Origin of the sequence: Streptomyces sp. NPDC008139 (assembly GCF_042957025.1) — a bacterium.
In the GTDB taxonomy this organism is placed as follows: domain Bacteria; phylum Actinomycetota; class Actinomycetes; order Streptomycetales; family Streptomycetaceae; genus Actinacidiphila.
Genome location: NZ_JBIBHM010000007.1, coordinates 341,407 through 354,279 on the forward strand (window position 1 = coordinate 341,407; position 12,873 = coordinate 354,279).

At 66.7% G+C, this 12,873-nt stretch carries 6 protein-coding genes and 1 pseudogene; 4 read left to right on the forward strand and 3 right to left on the reverse strand.

Annotated elements, in window-relative coordinates; translation table 11 throughout:
• Positions 1-158: 158 nt before the first annotated feature.
• The 4 genes from ACFZBB_RS17145 (at position 159) to ACFZBB_RS17160 (ending at position 8,775) form a co-directional block, all read left to right on the forward strand.
• Positions 159-6,662, forward strand: coding sequence for an RHS repeat-associated core domain-containing protein (locus ACFZBB_RS17145; RefSeq protein WP_391122862.1), 6,504 nt, complete (start codon positions 159-161; stop codon positions 6,660-6,662).
• Between the two features lie 70 nt (positions 6,663-6,732).
• A complete protein-coding gene (locus ACFZBB_RS17150) occupies positions 6,733-7,653 on the forward strand; it encodes a hypothetical protein (protein WP_391122865.1) in 921 nt (306 codons plus the stop codon).
• Positions 7,654-7,746: 93 nt separating this feature from the next.
• Complete coding sequence (locus ACFZBB_RS17155) at positions 7,747-8,169, forward strand: hypothetical protein (protein ID WP_391122868.1); 423 nt, start codon at positions 7,747-7,749, stop codon at positions 8,167-8,169.
• A 339-nt stretch (positions 8,170-8,508) separates the two neighbouring features.
• The gene (locus ACFZBB_RS17160; RefSeq protein WP_391122871.1) at positions 8,509-8,775 is read left to right on the forward strand and encodes a DUF6959 family protein; all 267 of its coding nucleotides are present in this window, start codon (positions 8,509-8,511) and stop codon (positions 8,773-8,775) included.
• A 225-nt stretch (positions 8,776-9,000) separates the two neighbouring features.
• Here ACFZBB_RS17160 and ACFZBB_RS17165 read toward each other — a convergent pair.
• From ACFZBB_RS17165 to glyA, 3 genes and pseudogenes are all read right to left on the reverse strand, one after another.
• A pseudogene (locus ACFZBB_RS17165) lies at positions 9,001-9,355 on the reverse strand (transposase); the annotation flags it as partial.
• A 564-nt stretch (positions 9,356-9,919) separates the two neighbouring features.
• The gene (locus ACFZBB_RS17170) at positions 9,920-11,305 is read right to left on the reverse strand and encodes an L-serine ammonia-lyase (RefSeq protein ID WP_391122875.1); all 1,386 of its coding nucleotides are present in this window, start codon (positions 11,303-11,305) and stop codon (positions 9,920-9,922) included.
• A gap of 225 nt (positions 11,306-11,530) precedes the next feature.
• A complete protein-coding gene (gene glyA, locus ACFZBB_RS17175) occupies positions 11,531-12,784 on the reverse strand; it encodes a serine hydroxymethyltransferase (RefSeq protein WP_355348037.1) in 1,254 nt (417 codons plus the stop codon).
• Between the last annotated feature and the right edge of the window lie 89 nt (positions 12,785-12,873).

Consider the following 12,873-nt stretch of genomic DNA (forward strand, 5'->3'; position numbering starts at 1 on the left):
TATAGCCAGGCGGATGCTGTCCATGGGGCTTCCGGAACATTGGATTCCCTTTAATCGGTGAATGATTCGACGGGACTCTATACGCTCACCACTCGTCACTTAAAGGTACTTTTCTCCATCTCTGCAGGTGGATGCTTCTTTTATTGCAGAAATAATGAATGGTTGTACGCATCAAGCTGCGTGTTTGCGCCATGTTTATCGAGCCTTGGGGTGACCTGCTGATCGTTGTGGGTCTCGTCATCCTTGGTGAACATCTGTTAAAGTCCGCCGGTCTTGTTCAATGGGGCGCATTGAGGGGTGGGGCGGGCGTGGGTTGGTTCGGCGTGCGTACTTTGTCCATTTCGGTGACGGTATTTGTCGCCGTGGGTCTGCTGCCCGCTGCAGCTGCTGCCGACGGCCGGTCAGGCCTGTCACTGCCGGGCGTCAAGCAGCCGAAGGCCGTACCCGTGAAGCCGGTGAAGATCGGCGGGAACGACAAGCGCGTGAACCAGGCGGCTGCGGCCTGGAAGGCGCCCAAGGTGAGCTGGCCCGCTACGGGCAGCGCCGACGTCGCTCTGTCGAGCGATACCGTGCCAACGGCCAAGGCTGTCGCCGGATCGGCAGGAGCCGGGTCCGTGCCCGTGCTGAACAAGGCGGGTTCACTGCCGGTCCGGGTCGGCGCGGTCCAGGGCAACTCGCGTGCGGCAACGACTCACCTGGCCAAGGTCCGAGTGAGTGTCGCGGACCGTTCCACCACTCAGAAGGCCGGAGTCAACGGGCTGCTCCTGTCCGTCGGCGGCGTCGACACGCAGGGATCCGCGCAGGTCGAGGTGGACTACAGCTCGTTCAAGGGCGCGTACGGCGGCGACTGGACGTCCCGCTTGCGCCTGGTGCAGCTTCCAGCGTGTGCGCTGACCACTCCGGAGAAGACCGCCTGCCAAGTCGCCACCCCGGTGAAGACCACGAACGACACCCGGGCATCCACCCTCACCGCCCAGGTCGCCGTGGGCGCCCAGGCGTCGGGCGCGACTGTCCTGGCCGCCGAGGCGGATGCGTCGGGGTCGTCTGGTACATACAAAGCGACCTCCCTCCAGCCCTCAGGGAGCTGGAGCGCGGGCGGCTCGACGGGCGCCTTCACCTGGGCGTATCCGATGGCGGCACCGACTGTGCCCGGTGGGCTTCAGCCGAATGTGGCCATGAGCTACAACTCACAGTCGGTGGACGGACGGACGGCGGCATCGAACAACCAGCCGTCGTGGATCGGTGACGGCTGGTCGTATGAGCCGGGGTTCATCGAGCGCCGCTACAAGCCGTGCGACGACGACCAGGCCGGTGGGACCAACACCGCCAAGGTCGGTGATCTGTGCTGGTTCAGCAACAACGCGACACTGTCGCTGGGCGGCAAGTCAACCGAGTTGGTCTACGACTCCACGAACGGTTGGCACCCGGCCGACGACTCCGGCGAGAAGATCGAAAAGCTGACCAACGCCGACGAGGTCACCGGCAACGGCGATAACGACGGTGAGCACTGGAAGGTCACCACGACCGACGGTACCCAGTACTACTTCGGCCTCAACCGCCTTCCCGGCTGGACGGGTTCGGCAACGCCTGAGACCAACTCCACTTGGACGGTGCCGGTGTTCGGCAACCAGGCTGGCGAGCCCTGCTACAACGCCTCCTTCGCCTCCGCCTGGTGCCAGCAAGCGTGGCGCTGGCAGCTCGACTACGTCGTGGACACCCACGGCGACGCGATGGGCTACTACTGGAATGAGGAGACCAACAACTATGGCCGGAATCTGAACCACACCACCGGCGACGCCACGGTCACCCCGTACGTCCGCGGCGGCTATCTCGACCACGTCGACTACGGCCTGCGCTCGGACGCCGTCTACTCCGGCAAGGCCATGGGCAAGGTCAACTTCACCACCGCCGAGCGCTGCTTGGTCGACTGCGGCACCTTCGACACGGCGCACAAGGCGAATTGGCCCGACGTTCCATTCGACCAATACTGCAAGGACGGCGCCACAAAATGCACCATCGACCAGACCTCGCCCAGCTTCTGGTCCCGGAAACGGCTCTCCAACGTCACCACCCAGGTCCTGACCGGCAATGTGTACAAGAACGTCGACTCCTGGCAACTCGGCCAGGGTTTTCCGCCCGCCGGCGACGGCATCTCCACCCCGCTGTGGCTGAACTCGATCACGAGGGGCAGCAAGGACACCTCGGGGGTGTTCACCGCGCTGATGCCGCCCGTGACGTTCGCCGGCGAGCAGAAGGCCAACCGCGTCGACAAGACTGGCGACGGCCTCGCTCCCTTCATCCGCCTACGGATGTCGGAGATCACCACCGAGACCGGCGGCACTATCGGGCTGTACTACGACGACCCCACCTGCAGCGCCATATCGCTACCGCCTGCCGACGCCACCAACACCACGGCCTGCTACCCGGTCAAATGGGCCTTCGAGGGCGAGACGTCGGTGTTGGATTGGTTTAACTCCTACCGGGTCTCAGAGGTCGTCGAAGGCGACAACCTCGCCGCCACCCCGGACAAGGTCACCGCCTTCGCCTACGTCGGCGGCGCCGCCTGGGCGAAGTCCACCGACGAGTTCACCAAGTCCGACGACCGCACCTATTCGGTCCAGCGCGGCTACACCCTGGTACAGACCCGCACCGGATCCGGGTTCGACCCCAAGACGCTGAGCGAGACCCGGTACTTCCGTGGCATCGACGGCGCCGCCGTCAAGGACTCCACGGACGCCCCGGTCACCGACCGCGAGCAGTTCGCCGGAATGGCCCGGGAGACCGCGACCTACAACGGTGACGTCGCCCCCAAGCTCGTCACCGCGACGTCATACACCCCGTGGCGGTCCGGGGCGACTGCGACCCGCACCCGCACTGGACTGCCGGACCTGGTCGCTTACCACACCGGTACCTCCGAGGAGGAGACGCATGTCCCGGTCACCGGCGGCACGCGCACCACGAAGGTCTCGAGTACCTTCGACAGCCTCGGGATGATCACAGCCGTCTCGTCCAGCGGGGACACCGCGAAGACGGGTGACGAGTCGTGCACCACCACGACATACGTACGCAACAACTCGCTGTGGCTGATGAATCTGGTCGCCGAGACGCGCACAGTCGACCGGACCTGCGACGTGACGCCCAGTCTCCCGGCCGACCTGAATGGCGATACGCTCACCTACTACGACGGTGCCACCGCGTTGACCGCGGCGCCGACCAAGGGCGATGTCACCACCACCCAGCAGACCAACGGCGCAGGCACCGGCTTCGACACCCTGCTCAATGTGCCCAAAGACTGCACCATCGGCGGGAAGACAGGCCAGCTATGCGTGGACGTCTACGGCAGGGTGCTGTCCGCCGCCGACGCCTACGGCAAGGTGACACAGACCGCCTATACCCCCGCGACCGGTGAAGTCCCGCTCAAGTCGGTGGTGACCAATTCGCTCAGTCAGACGGTCACCACCACACTGGATCCGCTGCGCGGCCAGCCGATCACCGTCACCGACGCCAACAACCGAGTGACGACGAACGCCTACGACGCGCTCGGCCGCGTCACCCAAGTGTGGACCCCCGCCCGCCCCCAGTCGGCCAACCCCACCACACCCAGCTACACATACACCTACACGGTCCGCAACGACGGTCCGGTCGTGGTGACCACCAAGGTCCTCAACTACAACGAGGTCTACCAACCGTCGTACGCCTTCTACGACGGCATGCTGCGCCAGTACCAGACCCAGGAACCCTCACCGGACGATTCGGGACGGTTGGTCGCCGATTCGCTTTACGACACCCGTGGGTTCGTCTGGCGCTCCTCGGGTACGTACTACGCCGACGGAAGCGCGGAGGCCGTGCCGGTCACCGGGCAAGAGCTGAACTACCCGGCTTCGACCGACACGATCTACGACGGTGCAGGGCGTGTCACGCAGACGGTCAACAAGAAGTTCGGCGATCCGGCGGAGACGACAACCACCACCTACTCCGGCGACACCACCACCGTCGTTCCGCCCGTCGGCGGTACGGCCACCAGCACTGTCGTCGACGCTTTGGGCCGTACCACTGAACTCAAGGAGTACACCGACGCCGCTCGGACTAGTTCGCAGTCCACGTTGTCGACGTACGACGTGCACGGCCACCTGGCCCAGGTCAGGGACGCGTCCGGTGCGAAGTGGACTTACACCTATGACAACCGTGGCCGCCAGATCAGCGCGGACGATCCGGACAAGGGATTCTCAAGCATCACGTACGACGCCGGTGACCGTACCGTGGACGTCACCGACGCCCGTGGCTACAAACTGCACACCGACTACGACGACCTCGGCCGCAAGACCAAGCTGACGTCGACCTATCAGGGAACGACCACGACCCTGTCGGAGTGGACATACGACACCGCCACCGGAGGCAAGGGCCAGCCCGCCAAGTCGACCCAGTACATCGGCGGTCAGCCCTACACCAGCGAAGTCACCTCGTACAGCAGTCTGTACATGCCGTCGATCCAGCAGGCAACTGTGCCTGGCACCGGTGGTCTGGCGAACACCTATAAGTGGACGACCGCGTACTACTTCACCGGTCAGGTCAAGTGGACCCGGGAACCCGCTATGGGCGGCCTGCCCCAAGAGGACATCACCCCCCTTTACACCTACAACGCTGCCCTGCCCGAAGGACTCGCCGCCGGCACCGACTCGATCGTGGCTGGCACTCAGTACGACCACTACGGTCGCACCGCACGCGAGGATTACGGCGACTTCAACCACACCGTCTACAACTCATATCAGTACGACGAACACACCGGTGCTCTGACCGACCAGATCACCGACCGCGACACCGCGCCCCAGCGCGTCAGCCACGCCCACTACACCTACGACGCAGCACAGAACGTCACCTCCGTCACCGACACCACCGGCCAGGACGCTGCCACCGTCACCGACGCCCAGTGCTTCACGCTCGATGCCCTTCGCCGCGTCACCACCGCCTGGACGGCCAACTCCGGAAGCAACTGTGGTCAGGGCTCATCCGCCACGACAGTCGGCGGCCCGGACGCCTACTGGACGTCGTACGGCTATGACGCGGTAGGTGACCGCACCACCGAAACCCGACACACCACAGCTTCCGGCCCGGCAGCCGACACCACCCGCACCTACACCCCGCCCACCACCGGCACGCACGACCTGCCGAAGGTCACCCAGACCGGCACCGCGCCGCACACCGACACCTACACCTACGACGCGGCCGGCAACACCGCCACACGCACCCTAGGCACCTCAGCCCAGCAGACACTGAGCTGGGACCCGCAAGGCCATCTGTCATCGGTCAATCAGGGCAACGCCGCACTCGCCTCGTACGCCTATGACGCCGACGGCAACCGCCTCACCGTCACAGACGCCACCGGCACCACCCTCTATCTGCCTGACGGCAACGAACTGCTCCTCAAGCCCGACAACACCCTGGTCGGCACCCGCTACTACACCTTCAACGGCGAAACGATCGCCATGCGCACAGGCGGCAGGATCAGCTTCCTGATCAGCGACTCCAACGGCACCGGCACCGTTCAGATCGATGCCATCACCCAGGCTGTCGTTCACCGCAAGACCACCATCTTCGGCGACACCCGTGGCGCCCCCGCGACCGGTTGGCAAGGCACCAAGGGCTTCGTCGGCGGCACCAGCGACGCCACCACCAATCTCACCCACCTCGGTGCCCGCGAATACGACCCCACCATCGGCCGCTTCATCAGCGTCGACCCGGTACTCGATCTCGCCTCACCGCAAACGCTGAGCGGATACACCTACGGCGCCGACAATCCACTGGTCTACTCCGACCCTTCCGGGATGATTCTCAAGTGCGGAGGCGACGAAGGCGCGTGCCCGAACAGGTCGGCAGCAGAGCCAGAGGCCGGTAGCACCACCACCTCTGGGACCACTTCCACTGACCCGTCGAACGATGAGGAAGATAAGAAGTGGTACAAGGTATGGGGGCCACGGCACGACACCGCCGTCATCGCCGCCACCAAGGAGTTCCAGAGCCGCTACCCGGGCGACCTCTTCGACAACGACTTGTTCATTCGGGGCGGATCGGCCAATGGCAAGGGAAACTCTGGCTGGGCGGACATTGTCCAATGGAGCGACGATACCGTCTACGTGTGGGAGGTGAAGCACTTTGGAGGCACCGCAGAAAAAGCTGGGCCGGCACAACTCGCGCGGTACATTGCCAAGCTTACTGACATGCTCCGCGCGAACGGGGACAGTCGACGCGTTCAGGTCGGGCCGCGGCTAGGCAAGTCCCTTGGGCCGATGCCGAACCTGTGGAATCCATCGGAGGACATCACCGTCCAGGACGGCAGGAATCCTGGGATCATCACATACACGTGGAAGAAGAACGGCGGAAAGCGGACTCCCCAGCCCGATCCCACGCCTGTGCCGGTCACGAACCCCAAACCGGTTCCTGTGGGCCAGCCCTCCAAACGGCCGAAGTGGGTCTCCACCCGTCCCTTGCGGCCTATGCCGGTCCCGGCCGCGCCGCAGGCGGTGGCTCCGCCCAGCGGATCTCTGCTGCCCCACGCCGACCCTCAGACAGTGGTTGGTCTCGGCGGACTCGGCGCAGCCTTGTACGGCATTGCCCGGCTCGTGGTCGGCATCGGAGCGGGCTTTGAGCAGGGCGTGGCTGGCTAGCTTGTCCTGGGTCTCTATATGATCGGTTCAAAATCTCCGGCAGGAAGACGAAGGGTGGCTGAGCGTCGCCATGGGTGCCACAGTGCTATGTGAAGTCGATTTCGAGATTGCTGATGCTGAGGATTTCGGTCGGCGTGCCGTTGAGTGGGTGATCGGCGGTGTCCGGGCACTGGCCGGTGACGTTCTGAGCCGCGTCTCCGCAGACGCGTCGGTACCCAAGGGAAGACTGACGAGCGGGCTCGCCCTGGGCCCCGCGGGGGCGGAGTGGGGCTTCGTCTCCATCACCCGCATGGGGAAGAACGGCCTGCGGCAGCCGGGCAAGGTGGTAGAGGAGTCGACGGTCGCCTGGGCGGAGAAAGAGGCCAGCAAGGGGATTGTGGGGATGAATCTGGGATTCGTCTTGCTGGATGCGTCAGGATTTCCTTCCGAGGGGATCATCCGCTTCGAGGCGAACATCCTGGAAGATGTCGACGGCTGGTGCCGGGTCTGGATCGAGGCGCCCGAGAGCGCATTCCAGGACATTGCGACACAACGGGCATGGCTTCGGTTCCTGCGCGGCTTCTGCGACGAGGTGAATCCCTCGTACGGCCAGATCTCCTACGAATACAGCGTCCCCGGGGTTACCCCGCTGGAGGCGGTGACCGGGCCCCCCTGGACGATCTACTACGAAGCGATCTCCGCCTCGCGCTCGGTCCTGCGCGGCTACTCCTGGCTCACCGTCGCCGCGAGCGAACTCGTTGACCGCCTCGGCGGCGCAGACGCCCTGCGCGCCAGCGGTGCCTTCACCCAGGTCGAGCCGCTGCGCTCGGGCGGTGTGTGGTTGTTGGCCACCGAGAACTACGCCGATTACACCGATGAGAGCGTGGAAGCGGTGTGGCGGGCGCTGGCACCGGTCTTGCTGAAGGGCACCCCGAGCCGGGACCGCGCCGGCCGGGAAGAGTCCCCCGTCCGTCTGGTCTTCCGCGACGCGGCCGAGGTCACCACGAGCTGACCGGTCCCGCTCAGCGTTGTCAGTGACGGCTTCTACACTGCCGCCTACTCGGGCGAGACCGATGCGAACACGAGAGAAGGGCGGGGTCCGTACATGGGTGGCGATGGATGGAGCCGGGCCGGGGCGTATCAGCCGGATCTGGCTGCGGCGTTCCAGGCGGAGCAGGAGCGGGAACTCGCCGAGGACGACCACGGGTTCGGCGACATGACGATGGCCGAGCGCTGGCAGGACCCGGACTGGCAGGAATACATCATGACCGGCGGCACCGGATCCGTCCTCGACCAGATCCGCGTGGTCGCCCCCGATGACGACGAAGAGGGGCCCTTCATGCGCCCTCTGACCGACGATGAAGTCCAGGCCTGGTGCCCGGACGGTCGCCCCAGCGAAGCCGAGTGGACCGACGCCCTGGCCTCCGGCCGCCTGGACTACCCCGACCGCGCGGCGGGCAACTGTACGACCCTCTACGACGACAGCAAGCCCACGAGGGTCGCCTACTGGGGGGTCACAGCCGACTGACTCACAGCGCCCCGTGCCGGAACCTCCCTGGAAGCCCAACCCCCAGTGGGGCGGCCAGGCTCCTGCTCTGGCAAAAAGAAGGGCTTCCGGTCAGGTTCGAACCGACGATCCCCGCTTTACCAATTCTCTCGGGGCGAGGCGCTGACCTGGGGTGATGCGAGATTCGCCCCGCTGACATGCCAGGCGCCGTTTGCCGGCCTTGCTCGTCGGGCAGCCGACCGTCGGTCCCCGAACCGGCGCCCAGGCCCAGCAATCCACCCGTAGGGCCGTTCGGCGGCTCTTGTAAGGCTGGTGGAAACGTTGCTGTGGTCGGCAAGGCCAGACCGCTTGGATCGTCCTATGGAACGTCTTGACGTCGAACTCTTCACGGATGGCGGTAATGACGCCGTGCTGCGGCTGCCCGGCCGCAAGTTCCCGGGCGTGCTGGTTCAGGGAGACTCACTGAGCATCCTGCGGGCCGACGTGGCAGAACTGTCGGAGCTCCGTGAGGCTGGCGACTTGGTGGAGGCAAGCAAGGCGGCGAGCCTCCTCCTGGCTGGCATCGACCTCCTCTTTGAGAGGTACACCGAAACTCTGCGCCTCCACCACATCCAACTGCCCTTTTGATCGCCAGGGGCCTTGCCCGGCCACCATGACAGCGAGCGCGGGCCCGGCGCTGAAGGCCGAAGACGCCAAAGAGGCAGGTCGAGGCTCACGTCGGGCGGTGGCGTAACTGAGGATCCTGGGGACCGGTTCAGTCGCTGTCCTCCCAGCCAGTGCGTGCTGCTCCGCGTTAGGGTCTGTCAAACGTGCGGTGTAACTGGGGTGGTTGGGATTACGGCGGGCTGTGGAGAGTCGGCCGTCGAAGGTGATGTTGAAGGCGTTCAGCGCGGTCTTCCAGCGCATGGTCCAGCGGGCCTGGCCCTTGCCAGTGGGGTCGAGGGACATGATCGCCATGTAGACGCCCTTCAAGGCGGACTGCTCGTTGGGGAAGTGCCCGGGCCTTGCCCGCCCGGCGGATCCTGGCGTTCCTGGACTCGATCGCGTTGGTGGTGCAGACGATGTGGCGGATCTCGGTGTCGAACCGCAGGAACGGGGTGAACTCTTCCCACGCGTTCTCCCACAGCTTCACGATCGCCGGGTGTTTTCTGCCCCAGGTGTCGGCGAACTCCGCGAACTGCTCGAGCCACGCCCTGGCCATCACTGCAGCACTCCTGCGCCACTCGGCGCCGAACCCCTGGGAGATCGACCGCGTCCGCCAGCACGCCCGCCGACTCCTCACCGACAGCAAAAACCGGGCGCCCGGCCCTGATCGGCAGACTCTGCGCCGCGCCCTGGTGGAATCCGGGGACATCGACCCGCCGGAGCTGTGACCCTCTGAAACGCACCTGCACACGGTTGCGGCCGCCCACCAGCTCAGTCCTGGGCAACCAGGTCCGTTCATGACCAGCCTTTTCGTCCGGGCCTGCGAGGACTACGCAACATCCTCCGCCGCAGGCTACGGGCGACTCATAAACCTTAGGTCTGTGATCGGCGGTGACAGAGCTGCTGTCCATGTGGACCCTTGCCGGGTGGACGGTTTCGCCGATGGTCGGGTACGAGCCTCGGTGCTGGACTGCCTGCTGACGCAGCCTCCGCAGGCCCTGGGCCCAGGGACTTTTCAGGGACTTTCAGCTCTGTCGAGGGACTTCCGAGGGACTTCCCTTCGTACAAGCACGGAAGGCTCCGACAGAGCTGAAAGACGAGAAGCAGCAGGTCAGCGGCTACGCGGTCAGCACTCGATGACGTTGACGGCGAGGCCGCCGCGGGCCGTCTCCTTGTACTTGACCTTCATGTCGGCGCCGGTCTCCTTCATGGTCTTGATGACCTTGTCGAGGGAGACGTGGTGGCGGCCGTCGCCGCGCATGGCCATGCGGGCGGCGGTGACGGCCTTGACGGCGGCCATGCCGTTGCGCTCGATGCAGGGGATCTGGACGAGGCCGCCGACCGGGTCGCAGGTGAGGCCGAGGTTGTGTTCCATGCCGATCTCGGCGGCGTTCTCGACCTGTTCCGTGGAGCCGCCGAGGATCTCGGCGAGGCCGCCGGCCGCCATCGAGCAGGCCGAGCCGACCTCGCCCTGGCAGCCGACCTCGGCGCCGGAGATGGAGGCGTTCTCCTTGAAGAGCATGCCGATCGCGCCCGCCGCCAGCAGGTAGCGCACGACGGCGTCCTCCTGGTCGACGGCGCCGGCGGTCGGCGCCGCGACGAAGTTCAGGTAGTAGTGCAGGACGGCCGGGATGATGCCCGCGGCGCCGTTGGTGGGGGCGGTCACGACCCGGCCGCCCGCCGCGTTCTCCTCGTTGACGGCCATGGCGTAGAGGGTGACCCACTCCATCGCGTGCGCGGCCGGATCGCCCTCGGCGCGCAGCTGGCGCGCCGACTGCGCCGCGCGGCGGCGGACCTTCAGGCCGCCCGGCAGAATGCCCTCACGGGACATCCCGCGCCGCACGCAGGACTCCATCACCCGCCAGATGTCGAGCAGCCCGGCGCGGATCTCCTCCTCCGTACGCCACGCCTTCTCGTTCTCCATCATCAGCGCCGAGATCGACAGACCCGTCTCGCGCGAGAGCCGCAGCAGCTCGTCCCCGGTGCGGAAGGGGTGCCGCAGCACCGTGTCGTCCAGCTTGATCCGGTCCTCGCCGACCGCGTCCTCGTCCACGACGAAGCCGCCGCCCACCGAGTAGTACGTCTTCTCCAGCAGCGGGGCGCCGTCCGCGTCGTACGCGAACAGCGTCATCCCGTTGGCGTGGTACGGCAGCGACCTGCGCCGGTGCAGCACGATCTGCGTCTCCGGGTCGAAGGCGATCTCGTGCGCCCCGAGCAGGCTCAGCCTGCCCGCCGCGCGCACCGCCGCGACCTCGTCGTCCGCCGTCTCCACGTCCACCGTCCGCGGCGAGTGGCCCGCGAGCCCCAGCAGCACCGCCTTCGGCGTCCCGTGCCCGTGGCCCGTCGCCCCCAGCGACCCGAAGAGCTCCGCCCGGACCGACACGGTGTGCGCCAGCAGTCCCTCGTTCTTCAGCCGGTGCACGAAGATGCCCGCGGCACGCATCGGGCCCACGGTGTGCGAGCTGCTGGGGCCGATGCCCACGGAGAAGAGGTCGAATACGGATATTGCCATGAGGACTCCAGATCTCGAAGGGGCACGGCCCCTTCACGGTTCCTCCCGCGGAGGAGGGTTCCCCAGGGGCGCGGGGAACTGCGCGACCAGCCCCCACCGGCGGGTGGTCCGGCGACAACCGGACTGCCCCGCCGGGGCGGGTGGTGACCTGCGGGAGCGCTCCGGCCGAGCGCGCGGTTCCTCCCCCGACCTTCGGCCGGGAGGTGCCCCCTCGCCCCTACGGGGCTACGCGTAGAGCGGGTGCTTGCGGGTCAGGGCGGCGACCCTGTCCCGAAGAGCCGCGGCATCGTAACTCGGCTTGAGGGCCGCCGCGATGATCTCCGCCACCTCCCGGAAGTCCTCCGCGTCGAAGCCCCGCGTGGCCAGCGCGGGCGTGCCGATGCGCAGCCCCGAGGTGACCATGGGCGGCCGGGGGTCATTGGGGATCGCGTTGCGGTTGACGGTGATGCCGACCGAGTGGAGGCGGTCCTCGGCCTGCTGGCCGTCGAGCGCGGAGTCGCGGAGGTCGACCAGCACGAGGTGGACGTCGGTGCCGCCGGACAGGACGGAGACGCCGACCTCGGTGAGGTCGTCCCGTACCAGCCGCTCGGCGAGGATCTTGGCGCCCTGGAGCGTACGCGCCTGCCGGTCCTTGAACTCGTCGGTGGCGGCGGCCTTGAAGGCGACCGCCTTTCCGGCGATCACGTGCTCCAACGGGCCGCCCTGCTGACCGGGGAAGACCGCGGAGTTGATCTTCTTGGCCAGCTCGGCCTTGGAGAGGATCACACCGCCGCGCGGGCCGCCGAGCGTCTTGTGGGTCGTGGTGGTGACCACGTCCGCGTACGGCACGGGGGAGGGGTGCAGACCGGCCGCGACCAGGCCCGCGAAGTGCGCCATGTCGACCATCAGGTACGCGCCGACCTCGTCCGCGATCCGGCGGAACTCGGCGAAGTCGAGCTGGCGCGGATACGCCGACCAGCCCGCGATGACGAGCTGCGGCCGGTGCTCCCTGGCCAGCTTCTCGACCTCGGCCATGTCGACCAGACCGGTGTGCTCGTCGACGTGGTAGGCCGCGACCTTGTACAGCTTGCCGGAGAAGTTGATCTTCATACCGTGGGTCAGGTGGCCGCCGTGCGCCAGGTCCAGGCCCAGGATGGTGTCGCCCGGCTTGATCAGGGCGGTCATCGCGGCGGCGTTCGCGGACGCGCCGGAGTGCGGCTGCACGTTCGCGGCCTCGGCGCCGAACAGCGCCTTGACGCGGTCGATCGCGAGCTGCTCGATCACGTCGACGTGCTCGCAGCCGCCGTAGTAGCGGCGGCCCGGGTAGCCCTCGGCGTACTTGTTGGTCAGCACGGAGCCCTGGGCCTCGAGGACCGCGACCGGCGCGAAGTTCTCCGACGCGATCATTTCGAGGGTGGACTGCTGGCGGTGGAGTTCGGCGTCGACCGCGGCGGCGACGTCCGGGTCGAACTCGTGCAGGGACTGGTTCTGCAGCGACATGAGATCTTCCTGGTCAGAAGGTCGATGAATACCGGGGGCCGGCGAACGGCCGGTGACGGCGGGCCCGGCGGGAGGCGAGCCCGCGATGA